Annotated in this window: 17 protein-coding genes; 9 read left to right on the plus strand and 8 right to left on the minus strand. The window is 51.3% G+C overall.

Annotated features, from left to right (window positions below; translation table 11 throughout):
* Positions 1-4 precede the first annotated feature (4 nt).
* The 4 genes from VH187_RS16320 (at position 5) to ruvB (ending at position 3,006) form a co-directional block, all read left to right on the plus strand.
* Positions 5-745, plus strand: coding sequence for a YebC/PmpR family DNA-binding transcriptional regulator (locus VH187_RS16320; protein ID WP_329702512.1), 741 nt, complete (start codon positions 5-7; stop codon positions 743-745).
* 34 nt (positions 746-779) lie between these two features.
* Positions 780-1,301, plus strand: a complete 522-nt coding sequence (gene ruvC, locus VH187_RS16325; RefSeq protein ID WP_329702513.1) for a crossover junction endodeoxyribonuclease RuvC — start codon at positions 780-782, stop codon at positions 1,299-1,301.
* 74 nt (positions 1,302-1,375) lie between these two features.
* On the plus strand, positions 1,376-1,987 hold the full coding sequence (gene ruvA / locus VH187_RS16330) for a Holliday junction branch migration protein RuvA (protein ID WP_329702514.1): 612 nt from the start codon (positions 1,376-1,378) through the stop codon (positions 1,985-1,987).
* 8 nt (positions 1,988-1,995) lie between these two features.
* On the plus strand, positions 1,996-3,006 hold the full coding sequence (gene ruvB / locus VH187_RS16335; protein ID WP_329702515.1) for a Holliday junction branch migration DNA helicase RuvB: 1,011 nt from the start codon (positions 1,996-1,998) through the stop codon (positions 3,004-3,006).
* A 73-nt stretch (positions 3,007-3,079) separates the two neighbouring features.
* Here ruvB and znuB read toward each other — a convergent pair whose 3' ends face one another.
* Positions 3,080-3,865, minus strand: coding sequence for a zinc ABC transporter permease subunit ZnuB (gene znuB, locus VH187_RS16340; RefSeq protein ID WP_329702516.1), 786 nt, complete (start codon positions 3,863-3,865; stop codon positions 3,080-3,082).
* On the minus strand, positions 3,862-4,617 hold the full coding sequence (gene znuC, locus VH187_RS16345; protein WP_329702517.1) for a zinc ABC transporter ATP-binding protein ZnuC: 756 nt from the start codon (positions 4,615-4,617) through the stop codon (positions 3,862-3,864). The genes znuB and znuC overlap by 4 nt, the downstream gene beginning before the upstream one ends.
* Positions 4,618-4,694: 77 nt before the next feature.
* On the opposite strand from znuC, the gene znuA reads away from it, so the two are divergent.
* The 3 genes from znuA (at position 4,695) to lpxM (ending at position 8,065) form a co-directional block, all read left to right on the plus strand.
* Positions 4,695-5,639, plus strand: coding sequence for a zinc ABC transporter substrate-binding protein ZnuA (znuA, locus tag VH187_RS16350; protein WP_329702518.1), 945 nt, complete (start codon positions 4,695-4,697; stop codon positions 5,637-5,639).
* A 15-nt stretch (positions 5,640-5,654) separates the two neighbouring features.
* Complete coding sequence (gene mepM, locus VH187_RS16355; protein ID WP_329702519.1) at positions 5,655-6,974, plus strand: murein DD-endopeptidase MepM; 1,320 nt, start codon at positions 5,655-5,657, stop codon at positions 6,972-6,974.
* A 119-nt stretch (positions 6,975-7,093) separates the two neighbouring features.
* A complete protein-coding gene (gene lpxM, locus VH187_RS16360; protein WP_329702520.1) occupies positions 7,094-8,065 on the plus strand; it encodes a lauroyl-Kdo(2)-lipid IV(A) myristoyltransferase in 972 nt (323 codons plus the stop codon).
* A 109-nt stretch (positions 8,066-8,174) separates the two neighbouring features.
* Here the strand turns inward: lpxM and VH187_RS16365 are convergent, their stop codons facing one another.
* The 6 genes from VH187_RS16365 to VH187_RS16390 form a co-directional block, all read right to left on the minus strand.
* Positions 8,175-8,807: a DUF2931 family protein gene (locus tag VH187_RS16365; protein WP_329702552.1), complete on the minus strand. Its 633-nt coding sequence runs from the start codon at positions 8,805-8,807 to the stop codon at positions 8,175-8,177.
* 64 nt (positions 8,808-8,871) lie between these two features.
* Positions 8,872-9,531 (minus strand): DUF2931 family protein, encoded by a 660-nt coding sequence (locus VH187_RS16370; RefSeq protein WP_329702521.1) that lies wholly within the window; start codon positions 9,529-9,531, stop codon positions 8,872-8,874.
* 40 nt (positions 9,532-9,571) lie between these two features.
* The gene (locus VH187_RS16375; RefSeq protein WP_329702522.1) at positions 9,572-10,237 is read right to left on the minus strand and encodes a DUF2931 family protein; all 666 of its coding nucleotides are present in this window, start codon (positions 10,235-10,237) and stop codon (positions 9,572-9,574) included.
* A gap of 2 nt (positions 10,238-10,239) precedes the next feature.
* On the minus strand, positions 10,240-12,231 hold the full coding sequence (tssD, locus tag VH187_RS16380) for a type VI secretion system tube protein TssD (protein ID WP_329702523.1): 1,992 nt from the start codon (positions 12,229-12,231) through the stop codon (positions 10,240-10,242).
* Positions 12,232-12,479: 248 nt separating this feature from the next.
* Positions 12,480-13,922 carry a pyruvate kinase gene (pyk, locus tag VH187_RS16385; RefSeq protein WP_329702524.1) on the minus strand — a complete coding sequence of 481 codons (1,443 nt, stop codon included), beginning with the start codon at positions 13,920-13,922 and terminating at the stop codon, positions 12,480-12,482.
* Between the two features lie 126 nt (positions 13,923-14,048).
* Positions 14,049-14,918: a MurR/RpiR family transcriptional regulator gene (locus VH187_RS16390; RefSeq protein ID WP_329702525.1), complete on the minus strand. Its 870-nt coding sequence runs from the start codon at positions 14,916-14,918 to the stop codon at positions 14,049-14,051.
* A gap of 356 nt (positions 14,919-15,274) precedes the next feature.
* Here VH187_RS16390 and zwf point away from each other — a divergent pair, with 356 nt between their 5' ends.
* Together zwf and edd are read left to right on the plus strand one after the other, a co-directional pair.
* The gene (zwf, locus tag VH187_RS16400; RefSeq protein WP_329702526.1) at positions 15,275-16,750 is read left to right on the plus strand and encodes a glucose-6-phosphate dehydrogenase; all 1,476 of its coding nucleotides are present in this window, start codon (positions 15,275-15,277) and stop codon (positions 16,748-16,750) included.
* A 236-nt stretch (positions 16,751-16,986) separates the two neighbouring features.
* Positions 16,987-18,798, plus strand: coding sequence for a phosphogluconate dehydratase (gene edd, locus VH187_RS16405; protein WP_329702527.1), 1,812 nt, complete (start codon positions 16,987-16,989; stop codon positions 18,796-18,798).
* Positions 18,799-18,820 lie beyond the last annotated feature (22 nt).

An 18,820-nucleotide genomic window follows, 5' to 3' on the forward strand; every position in this document is an offset into this window, starting at 1 on the left:
AGTTATGGCAGGTCATAGTAAATGGGCCAACACCAAACACCGCAAAGCAGCACAGGATGCCAAACGCGGTAAGATCTTCACCAAAATCATTCGCGAGCTGGTCACCGCAGCCCGTCTGGGTGGCGGCGATGCGGCGTCTAACCCGCGTCTGCGTGCGGCCATCGACAAAGCGCTGTCTAACAACATGACGCGCGACACCCTGAACCGTGCTATCGCGCGTGGCGTGGGCGGCGATGACGACGCGAACATGGAAACCATCATTTATGAAGGTTACGGCCCTGGCGGCACAGCGGTCATGGTGGAATGCCTGTCCGATAACCGTAACCGTACCGTTGCAGAAGTGCGTCATGCCTTCACGAAAACCGGTGGCAACCTCGGCACTGATGGTTCCGTGGCCTATCTGTTCAGCAAAAAAGGCGTAATTTCCTTCGAAGCGGGCGATGAAGACGCGATCATGGAAGCGGCACTCGAAGCCGGTGCGGAAGACGTTGTGACCTTCGATGACGGCGCGATTGATGTTTACACCGCGTGGGAAGAGATGGGCGCAGTACGTGATGCGCTGGAAGCGGCTGGTCTGAAAGCGGACAACGCTGAAGTGTCGATGATCCCATCTACCAAAGCTGACATGGATGCGGAAACCGCACCAAAACTGCTGCGTCTGATCGACATGCTCGAAGACTGCGATGACGTGCAGGAAGTTTATCACAACGGTGAGATCTCTGATGAGGTTGCGGCTACTCTGTAATGGGGCAGCCTAACACTCCCTCTGGAGGCGCGTGATGTCCATTATTCTCGGTATTGACCCGGGCTCACGCGTCACCGGTTATGGCGTTATTCGTCAGGTCGGACGGCAGTTAACCTATCTTGGCAGCGGGTGTATTCGCACCAAAGTCGATGATTTGCCGTCACGCCTGAAGCTGATTTACGCAGGCGTGTCAGAAATTATCACCCAGTTTCAGCCTGATTTTTTTGCTATCGAACAGGTGTTCATGGCGAAAAATGCGGATTCAGCGCTCAAGCTCGGGCAGGCTCGCGGTGCGGCGATTGTTGCCGCTGTGAACCAGGATTTGCCCGTGTTTGAATATGCGGCACGCCAGGTGAAACAAACAGTCGTGGGCAACGGTGGTGCCGAGAAAACGCAGGTGCAGCACATGGTGCGAACCCTGTTAAAACTCCCGGCGAACCCGCAGGCGGATGCCGCAGATGCGTTAGCGATTGCCATTACGCATTGCCACATCAGCCAGAATGCAATACAGATGAGTGAAACGCGGCTCAATCTGGCGCGCGGCAGATTAAGATAATAGGGGCTGGATATTTATCCAGCCTTTTTTTATGATATGACATTGATACTTTTTCCCCAACGCAGGAGCGTCACGTGATCGGTAGACTCAGAGGCACTATTCTGGAAAAACAACCTCCACTGGTTTTACTGGAAGTGGGCGGCGTCGGCTATGAAGTGCATATGCCCATGACGTGTTTTTACGAATTGCCCGATCAGGGCAATGAAGCCATTGTCTTTACCCATTTTGTGGTGCGTGAAGATGCGCAGTTGCTGTTCGGCTTTAATAATAAGCAGGAACGTACGCTGTTCAAAGAGCTTATCAAAACCAACGGTGTCGGCCCGAAGCTGGCGCTGGCTATCTTATCCGGCATGTCCGCACAGCAGTTCGTGAATGCCGTGGAACGTGAAGACTCTGTGGCGTTGGTGAAACTGCCGGGTATCGGGAAGAAAACCGCCGAACGTCTGGTGGTCGAAATGAAAGACCGCTTCAAGGGGCTGCACGGCGACCTGTTTACTCCGGCCTCCGATCTGGTGCTGGCGTCTCCTGCAAGCCAGGCAACAGACGACGCCGAGCAGGAAGCGGTTGCTGCACTGGTGGCGCTGGGCTATAAACCTCAGGAAGCCAGCCGGATGGTGAGTAAAATCGCCAGTCCAAATGCCAGCAGTGAAACGCTAATCCGCGACGCGCTACGCGCCGCGATGTGAGGTAAAGGATGATTGAAGCTGACCGCCTGGTGTCTGCAGGCAGTGTGACCCCTGAAGATGTGGTCGATCGTGCGATACGCCCCAAACTGCTCGAAGAGTATATCGGCCAGCCACAGGTGCGCTCGCAGATGGAAATCTTTATTCAGGCGGCGAAACTGCGCGGCGAAGCGCTCGATCATCTGCTGATTTTCGGCCCACCGGGGTTGGGGAAAACCACGCTGGCGAATATTGTCGCCAATGAAATGGGCGTGAACTTGCGCACCACGTCTGGCCCCGTGCTGGAAAAAGCGGGTGACCTGGCGGCAATGTTGACCAACCTTGAACCGCACGACGTGCTGTTCATTGATGAAATTCATCGCCTTTCACCGGTAGTGGAAGAGGTGCTGTATCCGGCGATGGAAGATTATCAGCTGGATATCATGATCGGTGAAGGCCCGGCGGCGCGTTCAATCAAAATTGATTTGCCGCCGTTTACGCTGATTGGCGCGACCACACGAGCGGGCTCTCTGACGTCACCGCTGCGTGATCGTTTCGGTATTGTCCAGCGTCTGGAGTTTTATCAGGTGCCGGATTTACAGTATATCGTGGGGCGCAGCGCGCGTTTTATGGGGCTGGAGATGAGCGAAGAGGGCGCGCTGGAAGTGGCCCGTCGCGCTCGCGGTACACCGCGAATTGCCAACCGTCTGCTGCGTCGTGTGCGCGACTTCTCCGAAGTTCGTCACGATGGCACGATTTCAGCTGACATTGCCGCCTCGGCTTTAGACATGCTGAACGTCGATGCAGAAGGCTTTGATTATATGGACCGCAAGCTGCTGTTGGCGGTGATCGATAAGTTCTTCGGCGGTCCGGTCGGGCTGGATAACCTCGCGGCAGCGATCGGTGAAGAGCGTGAAACCATTGAAGATGTGCTGGAACCGTACCTCATCCAGCAGGGCTTTTTGCAGCGAACCCCGCGTGGGCGCATGGCGACGGTGCGAGCGTGGAACCACTTCGGGATCACGCCGCCTGCAATGCCATAAAGCTCAACATAATCAATGCATAAAAAAACGCCCAATTGGGCGTTTTTTGTTTTGTGTCTGCAATGCCAACCATCTATTGGGCGTTTTTCTTCGCCATGGTGAGGATGAACATCGCTGCGGCGCAGAGCACGACCGACGGTCCGGCTGGCGTGTCATAAAACGCGGAAAACGTCAGCCCGCCAGTGACCGCAATCATCCCGACCCCGACGGCAATTCCAGCCATCTGCTCAGGCGTTTTCGCAAAGCGGCGTGCGGTGGCTGCGGGAATAATCAGTAATGACGTGATGATCAGCGCCCCCACAAATTTCATTGCCACACCAATGGTTAATGCGGTGACCAGCATCAGCAGGAGTTTGACGCGTTGCAGTTTCACGCCGTCAACGAATGCCAGATCCGGGCTGATGGTCATCGACAGCAGGTTGCGCCATTGCCACAGCAAAATAGCCACGACGACGATCACGCCGAGTCCAATGGCGATTAAATCCTGTGGTGTAACTGCCAGCAGATCGCCAAACAGATAGGCCATCAAATCCACGCGGACGTTTGACATCAGGCTGACCACGACTAACCCGAGGGAAAGCGCACTGTGAGCCATAATCCCCAACAACGTATCAATCGCCAGATGCGGACGGCGCTCAAGCCAGACAAGCCCGGCAGCCAACAGCAGGGTAATAGCAATAACGGCATAGAAGGGATTAATGTTCAGCAGCAGACCAAATGCAACGCCTAATAAAGAAGCATGCGCGAGGGTATCGCCAAAATAGGACATTCGACGCCAGACCACGAATGAACCAAGCGGACCTGCGGCGCAGGCCAGCATCACACCGGCAAGCCAACCGGGGAGCAGTAATTCAATCATGTGCGGTCATTCCCTCTACGCAGAACAATACGTCCTTGTAAATCGTGACGGTGATTGTGCTGGTGGCGATAAATGCCCAATTGCTGCGCGCCGCGCGGACCAAACATTGAAATAAATTCCGGATGCATGGACACCACTTCCGGCGTGCCGGAACAGCAGATGTGATGGTTCAGACATAGCACTTCGTCGGTTTTGGCCATCACCAGATGCAGATCGTGGGAAACCATCAGCACAGCGCAGTTGAGTTCGCTGCGCAACTGGTCGATAAGGTCATACAACGCGACCTGACCATTCACATCCACACCCTGGGTTGGCTCATCCAGCACCAGCAATTGGGGTTGATTCAGTAACGCACGGGCCAACAGTACGCGCTGTGTTTCACCACCGGAGAGCTTTTGCATCGGGGCTTCCATCAGATGGCCTGCCTGAACGCGTTTAAGCGCCGGGAGAATATCGTCTTTGCGCGTACCAGGGCGTAGCCGTAAAAAACGACTGACGGTTAAGGGCAGGGTGGCGTCGAGGTGTAATTTTTGCGGGACGTAGCCAATCCGCAGTTTACCCTCTCGCTTGATGACACCGGCATCCGGTGCTACCAGCCCAAGCACTACGCGGACAAGTGTCGACTTTCCTGCGCCATTTGGCCCAAGAAGCGTAAGAATTTTGCCAGGCTTCAGCGCCAGCGATACATCGGACAGGACACGGCGCTGACCGAAAGAGACCGAGACATTTTCGAGCGTTACGAGATTTGTCATCACAATTTGAGGTTGCACAAGTTAGTGAATGTTATAATATCACACTTCTTTTAATTATTACGATGATAAGACGCATTATGTTACATAAAAAGACGCTTCTTTTCGCAGCATTATCCACCGCGCTTTGGGGTACTGTTGCAACGCAAACCCATGCCGCCGTTGTTGCCTCCTTAAAACCCCTCGGATTTATTGCCGCAGCCATTGCAGACGGTGTAACACCAACGCAAGTTCTGTTACCTGACGGGGCCTCAGAGCACGATTACGCCTTGCGTCCAAGCGATGCAAAACGCTTACAAAACGCCGACTTAGTGGTGTGGATTGGTTCTGAGATGGAAGCATTTATGGACAAGACAGCCACCGCGTTTCCTGAAGCCAAAAAGGTGACAATTTCAACGCTGCCGGGTGTGAAACCGTTGCTCATGAAAGGCACGGACGATGATGACCATGACCACCATCATGACCACGCTACGGCAGAAAAAGGTGATGAAGATCACCATCATGGCGAGTACAACATGCATCTGTGGCTGTCGCCCGAGATAGCGCGCCTGTCGGCAGTTGCAATCCACGATAAATTAGTGGAACTTATGCCGCAAAGTCGAACCAAACTAGACGCCAACCTGAAAGATTTCGAGGCTCAATTAGCCGCGACCGATCAGCAGGTGGGTAACGAGCTGGCACCGTTGAAAGGAAAAGGGTATTTCGTTTTTCATGACGCCTACGGCTACTTTGAAAAACATTACGGCATGACCTCACTGGGGCATTTTACCGTCAACCCTGAGATCCAACCCGGTGCGCAGCGTTTACATGAAATAAGAACACAGTTGGTTGAGCAAAAAGCGACCTGCGTTTTTGCTGAGCCACAATTCAGGCCGGCAGTGGTGGAAGCGGTATCCCGCGGAACCACCGTTCGAATGGGGACTCTGGATCCGCTTGGCACCAACATTCCGTTGGGCAAAGCGAGTTATCCGGCATTTCTGACCCAACTGGCGAACCAGTATTCGAGCTGCCTGAAAGGAGATTAATGAGGAAGTGTATACGTGCAGCAGATAGCCCGCTCTGTCGCCCTGGCATTTAACAATTTGCCGCGGCCCCACCGCGTTATGTTGGGGTCGTTGACCGTTCTGACCTTAGCGGTCGCCGTATGGCGACCGTATGTCTACCATCCCGATTCAGCCCCAATTGTCAGAACCATCGAACTAGAAAAGAGCGAAATACGTTCTTTACTGCCTGAAGCCAGCGAACCCATCGATCAGGCCCCACAGGAAGATGAAGCCATCCCGCAGGATGAGTTAGACGATAAAGCAGACAGCGATGCCGGCGTACACGAATACGTCGTGTCTACAGGCGATACCCTCAGTAGCATACTTAACCAGTACGGCATCGATATGGGAAATATCAGCCAACTGGCCGCTTCAGATAAAGACCTGCGTAACCTAAAAATCGGTCAACAGCTTTCATGGACGCTCACCGACGACGGTGATTTGCAGCGTATGACATGGGAAGTGTCTCGCCGTGAAACCCGCACCTATGACAAAGTTGCAAACGGTTTCAAAATGAGCAGTGAAACGCAGCAGGGTGATTGGGTTAACAGCGTCGTGAAAGGCACCGTGGGTGGCAGTTTTGTCACTAGCGCGCGTAACGCCGGCTTAACCAGCAACGAAGTCAGTGCGGTTATCAAAGCCATGCAGTGGCAAATGGACTTCCGTAAGCTGAAAAAAGGCGATGAATTCTCTGTCTTGATGTCGCGTGAAATGCTCGACGGCAAACGCGAACAGAGCCAATTGCAGGGCGTGCGTTTACGCTCAAGCGGCAAAGACTATTACGCCATCCGTGCAGAAGACGGCAAGTTTTATGACAAGAGCGGTACGGGTCTGGCAAAAGGCTTTATGCGTTTCCCGACTTCACGCCAGTTCCGCGTCTCGTCAAATTTCAATCCGCGTCGTCTGAATCCTGTCACCGGGCGTGTGGCACCGCATAAAGGTGTCGATTTCGCTATGCCGCAAGGCACGCCTGTGCTGGCTGTGGGTGACGGTGAAGTGGTCGTCGCGAAACGTAGCGGTGCGGCGGGTTATTACGTCGCGTTGCGTCACGGACGCACGTATACCACGCGTTATATGCACTTGCGTAAGCTGCTGGTGAAACCAGGACAGAAAGTGAAACGTGGCGATCGCATTGCGCTCTCAGGTAATACCGGTCGCTCGACGGGCCCGCATCTGCATTATGAAGTGTGGATCAACCAGCAGGCGGTGAACCCGTTAACCGCCAAACTGCCGCGTACCGAAGGGTTGTCAGGTTCCGATCGTCGTGATTTCCTGGCACAGGTCAAAGAGGTTGCACCGCAGCTGCAAATTGACTAAAAACCGTTCTCTTAAAGCCGATGCCTGATCAGGTGTCGGCTTTTTCTTTTGTGCGAAGCCGGGCTCATCGCTAAACTATCAGCATCTTTCTCTTTTTCCGGCACGACTCTGGAACAGGCATGGACACGAAAAAAAATAACATTGAGTTTATTCCTCAGTTCGAAAAATCCTTTGTACATCCGCGCTATTGGGGCTCATGGCTGGGCGTACTGGCATTTGCTGGTATCGCACTGACACCGCCATCTTTTCGCGATCCGATTCTTGGTGCGTTAGGCAGAAAAGTAGGGCGTCTGGCAAAAAGCTCGCGGCGCCGTGCGCAGATAAATCTGCTTTATTGTTTTCCGGAAAAAAGCGAAGCCGAGCGCGAAGCCATCATCGATGAAATGTATGCCACTGCGCCACAGGCAATGGTGATGATGGCGGAGCTTGGCCTGCGTGACCCAAAGAAAATCCTCAAGCGCGTTGACTGGCAGGGCCTGGAAATCATCGAAGAGTTGCAGCGCAACGATGAAAAGGTGATTTTCCTCGTGCCGCACGGTTGGGGAGTGGATATTCCAGCAATGCTGATGGCGTCAAAAGGCCAGAAAATGGCGGCGATGTTCCATAATCAGGGCAATCCGGTATTCGACTACATCTGGAACACCGTGCGTCGCCGTTTTGGCGGTCGTATGCACGCGCGTAACGATGGCATCAAACCGTTTATCAAATCTGTTCGTGAAGGGTATTGGGGCTACTATCTGCCCGACCAGGATCACGGAGAAGAGCACAGTGAGTTTGTGGATTTCTTCGCGACCTATAAAGCGACACTGCCTGCTATCGGTCGTCTGATGAAGGTGTGTCGTGCTCGAGTTGTACCGCTGTTCCCGGTTTACGATGGCAAAACGCACCGTCTGACCGTCGAGATCCGTCCTCCTATGGATGACCTGATCACTGCGGATGACAACACTATTGCACGACGTATGAACGAAGAAGTGGAAGTGTTCGTCACACCGCATATGGAACAGTACACCTGGATCCTCAAGCTGCTCAAAACCCGTAAGCCCGGTGATATCGAGCCTTATAAGCGCAAAGAGTTATTTCCCAGAAAATAAGGGAAATTGTCGACGGATGCTGTTTGATTTTCCACCATGATGGTAAACGGGTTGTGGATTAAGAATTCACAACCCGCTGCCGTCGTAACGCCAATAAACATTGTCAGCCTTACCAGTCACCGTAGGGGTAGGTTTTTCCTTTGATGGCATCTATAGTTTCTTGTGAATAGCCATCTGGGATATCGTAATCAAAATTTGCCAATGTAATCCCTTTACAGCCATCCAGTTTATCGCCTGACAGCGTGGTTATTAGTGTGGGCTCTACGGGCAGGTTATCGCCACCACCGCTATTTTGTAGCCAGATTCTGATCTTGCCCTCTGGGGCTAAGCCAAAAACTATTGTGCTATACCAAGCTTTTTCTCCAAACATGTCTATTCCTGTGGATAAGTTCATTTTTCTTCTCATTGATTCAGGGAAGGTAATACGTGTCTCATAGGTTTTTCTATCAATTATCGAATCCCAGCAAAACATCATCACAACCGGTGGATGCAGGGCTTTGTTAAATTGTGTAAATCGCATATAGCGGTTATTCCAATGATCAATAGTTGAATAATCATCATTTGTGCTGTCAAGATTCCTGAAAGAATAAAGAATCTTTTTAGCATCAATGATTCCAACATACGTCACTCTGGCTGGAAGTGCTTTCGGAGTAAAAAATGCGAAGCCCCACTTTCCGTACGGCATTTCACCTGTTTCTTCTGGTGTTGTTGGTAGGCCCGAATGACAACCAGAGAGTGTCAGGAATTAAGTGGCCAAAATTACGCTTGTTCTTATCATTTCATGCTTCCAGCCATTGCATCCAGCCTCACCAATCGCCGTACGGATAAGTTTTTCCTTTTACAAAATCGGGTGTTTCGCCAAAATAGGTATATCCATTTGGATGTTGGGTGATCCCCTTACATCCCTCTAACTTATCACCAGACAGTGTTGTGATTTTTTTCGGCTCTACGGGCAGGTTTTCACCTCCGCCCCTATTTTTTTGCAGCCAAACTTTAACCGTTCCTTCCGGAGCCAAACCAAACAACAAAGTGCTGTACCAAATCTTTGTTCCCTGCGGAGTCATGCCAATAGATATATTCATTTTCTCAATCATCGATTCTGGAAAGGTGATCCGCGTTTCATATGTTTTTTTATCTATAATCGAATCCCAGCAAAAAAGCATCTCCACTGGTGCATGGAGAGCTTTATTAAATTGCGCAAAGCGTGTGTAACGTTTATTCCAGTGACCAGTGCTTAAATAATCATCCTCTACGCTATCAAGCATCCTGAATGAGTAAAGGACCTTTTTCTCATCAATGATGCCTACATAGGTAACATCTGCCAGCAAGGCCTTAGGAGTAAAAAATGCAAACCCCCACTTTCCGTAAGGCATTTCGCCTGTTTCTTCTGGTGTTGTTGGTACGCCCGAATGACAACCAGAGAGCGTCAGTAATAAAATTGCAAAAATTACTCGTGTTCTTTTCATTTTTGATTTCGATCCATGTTTTCAATCATTGCATCCAGCCTCACCAGTCGCCGTACGGGTAGGTTTTTCCTTTGATAAAATCTTTTATACTCTGATCATATCCATCAGGGATTTTGTAAGAGGGATTAAGACGGCTTATTCCTTTACAGCCCTCCAATTTAGAGCCAGACAGCGTAGTGATTTTTTGGGGCTTTACGTACAGGTTTTCACCTCCACCTCTATTTTTTTGCAGCCAGACTCTGACTTTACCTCCTGGTGCCAGACCAAAAAGCATGGTGCTGTACCATATTTGTTCTCCCTGTATGGTGATCCCTAAAGATAGGCTCATCCTTTCTCTTATCGATTCAGGAATTGTTACCCGCGTTTCATATGTTTTTTTATCAATAATGGAATCCCAGCAAAACAACATTACAACTGGGGGATGTAAGGCTTGGTTGAATTGTGCAAAGCGCGTATATCGTTTATTCCATTGTTCGACACTACCATAATCATCATCTACACTATCAAGATTCATAAAAGAATAAAGAATCTTCTTTTCATCAATAATACCAACGTAATTGACAAAAGCAGGAAGTTCCTTTGGAGTAAAAAAAACAAAACCCCATTTCCCATAGGGCATCTCACCGGTATCCTCAGGAGTTACATAATTACCTGAATGGCAGCCAGAGAGCGTCAGAAATAAACAAGATAAAAGAAGCGCTTTCATTATCACTTTTTATGCCCGTCCATGTTGAATGTTGTACGCTGCCAGTTTTCGTCGGGCCGATTGATAAACCCTAAGAGTTCTGACATTGAAGTTCCGCCGGTAACCTTCCCTTTATTATCGACGGCAAGACTGTTCCAATGTGCAGAACAGTGTATGAAATTTTTTGCCAAGAGATTCATCTCAGTAAAAGTAAACGGGATTCTCTCCATTCCTGAAGACTTAGCCTTTACTGAGTCTATAGCTTTGTCGTGTAAGGGCAAAAGAGCCGAAGAAAAACCTAGATCTTTGTCTCCGCTTTTTATTGGCTTAAACACCACACCCGCTTCCTCTGCCGCCGCAATCATCACCCGCAGTACCACCTTCGACCAGTCGTTTTTCACGATCCGCTCTTTCATTGTCAACGCCGCAAATACTCGCTTTTGCATGCCCTTTACGGGATCTGTTGGCATTCTCTCATCAGCCCAGACGTCTGCGCTGATGTCATTGGTACGTATGATTGGTGCCAATGCTGTGGCAGCCCCAAGTATCGGTAACTGCTCTATTGTGTGATGGTAAGCCCGCGTTTTCTCAGGCGGAGTTGCCAGGGGCACAGTTTCCGCTTCCGGACGAGTCAGATAGACATTTTCACGCACCGCAGGCAGATAACCGCCGCCGATGTCCGAGTGAACACCAGGCAACGCGAGTTCAGGCCATGCAGGTTGCACACTGTTGAGCGCGAAGTTAAAACGACACTCATGCTGTGCGGTGATATGAAACACTTTTTCTGCCACACCTGGCCGCAGCACGATGTTCACATTACCGGTATCTGCGGTATGCGGATTCAGACCGTTCTGTGGGGTGCCGATGGCAGCAACAGTATCAAAAATGCCGATAAAGCGGGTTTTCCCGGCTGGTGCGCCTTTATATAAGATATGGCCCATGCCCTGGCGAATAGCGTTGATTATCACCAATTCTTCTGTTTGCACCCGATTTGCAAAATGACGGGCCGCTGCCGCCCCGCGGCTAAAACCGAAGATATCAAATTGAAAAGCGGTGACAGTGAAAATGCATCCGGGTTTTTTTTGCCCTAATTGATACAACGCATTATCAATAGCCCCCGCAATCTGCTTCACCGCAATATCCGTCTTCGCAATCACCCCGGTATCTGCCACGCCAAAACTGAGGCCGATCATGCTGTCCGGTTTTCCCGCTTCGGTGCCGATGCCTTCGATGTAAATCGCCGCCTGCGCCTGTCCGGAATCGAGCGGCAGGTCCGTTTTGTATAATTGATTCAACCAGTGAATATTTGTATAGCCCCCGGTGTAGCTCGTCGCGCCGGTTCCCGATACACCCATTTTCTCTTGCGCGGTGCGGGCGAGAATACTGGCGGCATCGGGGTCAGAAAGGTCGAAATGTGCAGCTGTGCAGGCCGTGAGCATGTTGAGTGTATTCACCGCGTTATTACCGGTTCCGTCAAAAAAGACACCCAAGGTTAAAACGATATTACGTTTCTCGGGCTGACGTTTTTCATCAGGCGGAAATAGCTTAGGATAATTATCAGGGAGGATAAGGTTGCTGAATTCAGTGTTGGCAATAAGATGTTTGCTGCGAATATATTCATAATTGACAGTAATACTTTCTTCATCAAGCTTATCAATAACAAATGAAGTCGAAATGGCCTGAACCGCCGCGCCACGGAGTTCGATATGATAATATTTTTCCAGGTGTCCGGTTCGACTCATGCGATAAAAGTCGAAGCTAAGCTTGAGCTTCTCGTTGTTGTTTATCGCATTTGCCAGCAAAGGCGAGCTTTTATCTATTGGTTTGATAAAGCGTAGCCGCTTATCGTTTACGCCGTACCCGGAACTTCGGGAGCCGGCATCCAGTTTATTAACCTTGATCTCATTTTCATGTCGATATTGAAAGCGGTTACCAAGTGATTTTTCGGTTCCACAACCTGCTGATATTTCCCCTTGCTGTTCACCCGTCAGCCTGAGATAGATAATGTCACTCATTTAATGACGTCCTTTTCATTGTGTTTAAAAATATAATGAACGGATTGCTTTAATCGAAGGAGAGTGTAGAAGTTTAATCAATGGCTATTACCTTGCTGGATCATTTTTTTGATGAAAAAGTAAAATAAAATCAAGAAGTATTTATTTGGGAAATACAATGTGTGAATATATTGATGTAGACGAAAAAAAGCTGCTGGGGGATCCCAACAGCTTTTTTATTTATTGCAGTTTAACTGGATAAGGCGGGATTACTCTACAGTCAGAATACGTGTGGTGTTAGTCGTGCCCACGGTACTCATTACGTCGCCCTGAGTGACGATAACCAGATCACCTGAAACCAGATAACCTTTGTCACGCAGCAGATTTACCGCATCGCTGGCGGCGGCAACGCCGTCTGTCGCGCTGTCGAAGTGAACCGGTGTTACGCCACGGTACAGTGAGGTCAGGTTCAGGGTGCGTTCATGACGGGAAAGGGCGAAAATCGGCAGGCCGGAGCTGATACGGGACGTCATCAGCGCGGTACGTCCGGATTCGGTCATGGTGATGATCGCCGACACGCCTTTCAGGTGGTTCGCGGCGTACATTGCCGACATGGCAATGGCTTCTTCCACGTTATCGAACTGAATGTCGAGACGGTGTTTGGAGACGTTGATGCTTGGAATCTTTTCTGCGCCCAGGCAGACGCGCGCCATTGCAGCCACGGTTTCAGACGGATATTGACCCGCTGCGGTTTCTGCAGACAACATCACCGCATCGGTTCCATCCAGCACGGCGTTTGCCACGTCCATGACTTCCGCACGGGTTGGCATTGGGTTGGTGATCATCGATTCCATCATTTGGGTCGCAGTGATCACTGAGCGATTCAACTGACGCGCACGACGGATCAACGCTTTCTGGATACCCACCAGTTCCGGGTCACCGATTTCAACCCCGAGGTCACCACGGGCGACCATCACCACGTCAGAGGCGAGAATGATGTCATCCATCGCATCCTGGCTGCAGACGGCTTCAGCACGTTCAACTTTCGCGACGATTTTCGCATCACAACCTGCGTCACGCGCCAGACGGCGAGCATAGTTAAGGTCTTCACCACAACGTGGGAAGGAGACGGCCAGATAATCAACGCCAATCAGCGCGGCGGTCAGGATGTCTGCTTTATCTTTTTCGGTCAGCGCTTCAGCCGAGAGGCCGCCGCCGAGTTTGTTAATGCCTTTGTTGTTGGACAGTGGGCCGCCAACGGTTACTTCCGTGAACACTTTCAGGCCCTGAACTTCCAGCACTTTCAGCTGTACGCGACCATCGTCGAGCAGCAGGATGTCGCCAGGCACAACGTCAGCAGGCAGACCTTTGTAGTCGATACCCACTTTATCTTTGTCGCCTTCGCCTTTACCGAGGTCGGCGTCGAGCAGGAATTTGTCGCCGATATTAAGGAAGACTTTACCTTCTTTGAAGGTAGATACACGGATTTTTGGTCCTTGCAGATCGCCGAGGATAGCGACGTGACGACCTAGTTTAGCCGCGATTTCACGGACTTTATCGGCGCGAATCTTGTGGTCTTCGGCACTGCCGTGGGAGAAGTTCATGCGGACAACGTTCGCACCCGCTGCAATCACCTTTTCAAGGTTATTATCGCGGTCGGTAGCCGGGCCTAACGTGGTCACGATTTTGGTTCTGCGAAGCCTTCTGGACATGTAATACTCCATTGCTGAAACAATTTTGGTGTTGCGTGAACAGGCATTCGGGCGTTCCACCTGTGCGTAGTCTAATGCTGGAACTTAACCGAATGTACAAATAAGTTACAAGCTTGTTATGAACTTTTAATGGTTATCACTGCTAATCTGCCGTTCCTTATCAAACCGCGATTCCTTCAATGCTTCTTTGACCCGCTTCAAGTTATCCCTGAATTTCGCCCCACGGCGCAGGGTAAAGCCAGTAGCAAGCACGTCGATAACCGTCAGTTGCGCTAGCCGGGAGACCATGGGCATATAAATGTCAGTATCTTCCGGTACGTCGAGCGTGATGGCTAATGATGCTTCGCGCGCCAACGGCGTGTCCGCAGAGGTAATCGCAATCACCATCGCATCGTTTTCACGCGCCAGCTGTGCCAGCTCAACCAGACTTTTCGTACGTCCGGTGTGGGAAATTAGCACCACAACGTCATCATCGCTGCAGTTCATACAGCTCATGCGTTGCAAAACGATGTCATCGGAGTACACCACCGGCACATTGAAGCGAAAGAATTTGTTCATCGCATCATGCGCTACGGCGGCGGAAGATCCTAAGCCGAAGAAGGCGATTTTCTTCGCCTGGGTGAGCAGGTCCACCGCGCGGTTGACGGCAGACATATCCAGCGAATGGCGAACATGATCGAGACTTGCCATCGCGGATTCAAAAATTTTGCCGGTATACGCTTCCACACTGTCGTCTTCATCGACATTTCGGTTCACATAAGGTGTGCCGTTCGCGAGACTTTGCGCCAGTTGCAGCTTAAAATCAGGAAAGCCTTTGGTGTCCATGCTCCGGCAAAAACGGTTCACTGTGGGTTCGCTGACCGTGGCCTCTACTGCCAGCGTGGCGATGCTCGAGTGAATGGCTTGAGAAGGGGAGGCGAGGATCACCTCCGCCACTTTTCGCTCGGATTTGCTAAGGTTTTCCAGATGGGACTGGATTTTTTCCAGCATGTTCATGGTTAACAGACGCTCATCGGTGAAAGCGATTCCATTAATGGGTGAAATCGCCAGGCAATTTAGTGAGAATATACCCCTGTGAATTCGGCAATGCAGAGGAAAGAGGGCAATTTACGTTGTTTTTTTTCATTACATGATCACAGTCGACTTTTACCAGGACATAACTGGCGAAATGACGAACAAAATTAAGCTGTTGCCCTACGCCGCAGAGGGTTTTTAATCCAGAAATGCCTTTATCGGGCATTGGCGACGGGTTCAGGGTTTCGACATTCACGTAAACACAGTACAGTGCAGCGTAAGAAAATTACAAATAGCGCCTGGCAGAAGCACCGGGCAATCCAACTGAGGAGAATGACATGGCGGTAACGCAAACGGCCCAGGCATGTGATCTGGTCATTTTCGGCGCAAAGGGTGACCTGGCGCGTCGTAAATTGCTGCCTTCCCTGTATCAACTGGAGAAAGCAGGCCAGATCCATCCGGACACGCGTATCCTTGGGGTAGGACGTGCCGATTGGGATAAAGATGCATACACCAAAGTGGTGCGCGAGGCGCTGGAAACCTTCATGAAGGAGAAGATTGATGAAAGTCTGTGGGACACCCTGAGTGGTCGCCTGGACTTCTGCAATCTGGATGTCAACGACACCAAATCCTTTACTCGCCTCGGCAAAATGCTCGACCAGAAAGAACGCGTCACCATTAACTATTTCGCGATGCCGCCAAGCACCTTTGGCGCTATCTGCAAAGGGCTTGGCGAAGCCAAACTGAATGCAAAACCTGCTCGCGTCGTTATGGAAAAACCGCTCGGTACGTCGCTTGCTACCTCGCGTGAAATCAATGACCAGGTGGGCGAATATTTCGAAGAGTGCCAGGTTTATCGCATTGACCACTATCTCGGCAAAGAGACCGTGCTCAACCTGCTGGCGCTGCGTTTTGCCAACTCCCTGTTCGTTAACAACTGGGATTCCCGCACTATCGATCACGTGGAAATTACCGTGGCGGAAGAAGTGGGTATCGAAGGCCGCTGGGGTTATTTCGATCAAGCCGGGCAGATGCGCGACATGATCCAAAACCACTTGCTGCAGATTCTGTGCATGATTGCCATGTCTCCGCCGTCCGATCTGAGCGCTGACAGCATTCGTGATGCCAAAGTGAAAGTGCTGAAATCGCTGCGCCGTATCGACCGCTCAAACGTGCGAGATAAAACCGTACGCGGTCAGTACACCGCTGGTTTTGCTCAGGGCAAAAAAGTGCCGGGTTACCTCGAAGAAGAGGGCGCGAACAAGAGCAGTAACACCGAAACCTTCGTGGCTATCCGTGTGGATATCGACGACTGGCGCTGGGCTGGCGTGCCATTCTACCTGCGCACCGGTAAACGTCTGCCGACCAAATGTTCCGAAGTGGTGGTCTATTTCAAAACACCTGAACTGAACCTGTTCAAAGAGTCCTGGCAAGAGCTGCCGCAGAACAAGCTGACTATTCGTCTGCAACCAGACGAAGGCGTGGATATCCAGATCCTCAATAAAGTCCCGGGGCTTGATCACAAGCACAACCTGCAAACCACGAAGCTTGATCTGAGCTATTCCGAAACCTTTAACGAAACGCACCTGGCCGACGCTTACGAGCGTTTACTGCTGGAAACGATGCGCGGCATTCAGGCGCTGTTCGTGCGTCGTGACGAAGTGGAAGAGGCGTGGAAATGGGTCGACTCCATCACCGAAGCCTGGGCTGCCGATCAGGATGCGCCAAAACCGTATCAGGCGGGCACCTGGGGGCCAGTCTCTTCCGTAGCGATGATCACCCGTGATGGCCGCTCGTGGAACGAGTTTGAGTAAAAAATAAATGTTACTCCGTTCAGGGTATTTTACCGGTAACATGATCTGACACAGCATCACGCATAATATTTGCACTTTTAAGCCCCGGGAGGTTCACCCCCGGGGCTTTTTTCATTACAATTATGGCAGATGAATTTGCCCCTGAGCTACAGCACAAGCGCGTTTCAGCATTGTTAAAAACTCCTGAATTTCGTGTTAATGCCACAGCCCAGACACTCAGAATTTGAGGAGCTTTTATGAATCCTGCATTGTTACGCGTAACAAATCGTATTATCGAGCGTTCGAAAGAGACCCGCAGCGCCTACCTCGCACGCATTAACCAGGCTAAGTCTGAAACCGTTCAGCGCTCTCGTTTGGCCTGTGGCAACCTGGCGCATGGCTTTGCGGCCTGCCAGCCAGAGGACAAAGCCTCGCTGAAAAGCATGCTGCGTAACAACATCGCCATTATCACTTCCTATAACGATATGCTTTCTGCGCACCAGCCGTACGAATTCTACCCAGACGTTATCCGTAAAGCGTTGCACGGTGTGAACGCAGTGGCGCAAGTGGCCGGTGGCGTACCTGCGATGTGCGACGGCGTCACTCAGGGGCAGGACGGTATGGAGTTGTCGCTGCTGAGCCGTGAAGTGATTGCGATGTCTGCAGCGGTAGGGCTTTCACACAATATGTTTGATGGCGCGCTGTACCTCGGCGTGTGCGACAAAATCGTCCCGGGTCTGGTGATGGCGGCACTGTCGTTTGGTCATCTGCCGTCAATTTTCATCCCATCAGGTCCGATGTCGAGCGGTCTGCCAAACAAAGAAAAAGTCCGCATTCGTCAGCTGTATGCCGAAGGAAAAGTAGATCGCATGGCGCTGCTGGAGTCGGAAGCCGCGTCTTATCACGCGCCGGGCACCTGCACGTTTTACGGCACAGCCAACACCAATCAGATGGTTATCGAGTTCATGGGCATGCAGTTGCCGGGCTCCTCGTTTATTCACCCGGATGCGCCAATGCGCGAAATGTTGACCGCAGCTGCTGCGCGCCAGGTGACCCGCATGACCGGCAATGGCAATGAGTGGATGCCACTGGGCAAAATGTTCGACGAAAAAGTGGTGGTCAACGGAATTGTGGCTCTGCTGGCAACCGGCGGCTCGACCAACCACACCATGCATTTGGTGGCGATGGCACGCGCGGCTGGCATCATTATCAACTGGGATGATTTCTCTGAGCTTTCCGATATTGTGCCGCTGATGGCACGCCTGTACCCGAACGGCCCGGCAGATATTAACCACTTCCAGGCGGCGGGTGGCGTACCAGTGCTGATGCGTGAACTGCTGAAGGGCGGCCTGCTGCATGAAGACGTTGAAACCGTTGCGGGACATGGTCTGTCACGTTACACGATGGAGCCTTGGCTGAATAACGGTGAGCTGGATTGGCGCGAAGGCGCACAGGGTTCACTGGATGAAGCCGTTATCGCCACTATCGAAAAACCGTTCTCCCATCACGGCGGCACTAAAGTGCTGAGTGGCAATCTGGGCCGTGCGGTCATGAAAACCTCTGCCGTGCCGGTTGAAAACCAGATTATCGAAGCCCCAGCCGTGGTGTTTGAGAGCCAGCACGACGTATTGCCTGCCTTTGAGGCGGGTCTGCTGGACAAAGATTGCGTGGTCGTGGTGCGTCTGCAAGGACCAAAAGCTAACGGCATGCCAGAATTGCATAAACTTATGCCGCCATTAGGTGTATTATTGGACCGTTGTTTCAAAATTGCGTTAGTCACCGATGGACGACTCTCAGGCGCATCCGGTAAAGTGCCATCAGCAATCCACGTCACCCCCGAAGCGTATGATGGCGGGCTGCTGGCGAAAGTGCATGATGGCGATATGATCCGCGTGAATGGGCAAACTGGCGAACTGACGTTGCTGGTCGATGAAGCAGAGCTTGCCGCGCGCAAACCGCATTTACCTGACCTGAGCGCATCACGGGTAGGGACCGGGCGCGAACTGTTCAGCGCACTGCGTGAGAATCTCTCCGGTGCGGAACAGGGCGCGACCTGCATCACTTTTTAATACGACAAGACTTATCATTCTG

The sequence above is a fragment of the Scandinavium sp. genome, from assembly GCF_036271055.1.
Taxonomy (GTDB): domain Bacteria; phylum Pseudomonadota; class Gammaproteobacteria; order Enterobacterales; family Enterobacteriaceae; genus Scandinavium.

Excerpts from the sequence above, each read along its gene's own strand:
- VH187_RS16320 (WP_329702512.1), top strand. The coding sequence starts at position 5 with ATGGCAGGTCATAGTAAATGGGCCAACACCAAACACCGCAAAGCAGCA.
- ruvC (WP_329702513.1), top strand. The coding sequence starts at position 780 with ATGTCCATTATTCTCGGTATTGACCCGGGCTCACGCGTCACCGGTTAT.
- ruvB (WP_329702515.1), top strand. The coding sequence starts at position 1,996 with ATGATTGAAGCTGACCGCCTGGTGTCTGCAGGCAGTGTGACCCCTGAA.
- znuB (WP_329702516.1), bottom strand. The coding sequence starts at position 3,865 with ATGATTGAATTACTGCTCCCCGGTTGGCTTGCCGGTGTGATGCTGGCC.
- znuC (WP_329702517.1), bottom strand. The coding sequence starts at position 4,617 with ATGACAAATCTCGTAACGCTCGAAAATGTCTCGGTCTCTTTCGGTCAG.
- znuA (WP_329702518.1), top strand. The coding sequence starts at position 4,695 with ATGTTACATAAAAAGACGCTTCTTTTCGCAGCATTATCCACCGCGCTT.
- lpxM (WP_329702520.1), top strand. The coding sequence starts at position 7,094 with ATGGACACGAAAAAAAATAACATTGAGTTTATTCCTCAGTTCGAAAAA.
- VH187_RS16370 (WP_329702521.1), bottom strand. The coding sequence starts at position 9,531 with ATGAAAAGAACACGAGTAATTTTTGCAATTTTATTACTGACGCTCTCT.
- VH187_RS16375 (WP_329702522.1), bottom strand. The coding sequence starts at position 10,237 with ATGAAAGCGCTTCTTTTATCTTGTTTATTTCTGACGCTCTCTGGCTGC.
- tssD (WP_329702523.1), bottom strand. The coding sequence starts at position 12,231 with ATGAGTGACATTATCTATCTCAGGCTGACGGGTGAACAGCAAGGGGAA.
- pyk (WP_329702524.1), bottom strand. The coding sequence starts at position 13,922 with ATGTCCAGAAGGCTTCGCAGAACCAAAATCGTGACCACGTTAGGCCCG.
- VH187_RS16390 (WP_329702525.1), bottom strand. The coding sequence starts at position 14,918 with ATGAACATGCTGGAAAAAATCCAGTCCCATCTGGAAAACCTTAGCAAA.
- zwf (WP_329702526.1), top strand. The coding sequence starts at position 15,275 with ATGGCGGTAACGCAAACGGCCCAGGCATGTGATCTGGTCATTTTCGGC.
- edd (WP_329702527.1), top strand. The coding sequence starts at position 16,987 with ATGAATCCTGCATTGTTACGCGTAACAAATCGTATTATCGAGCGTTCG.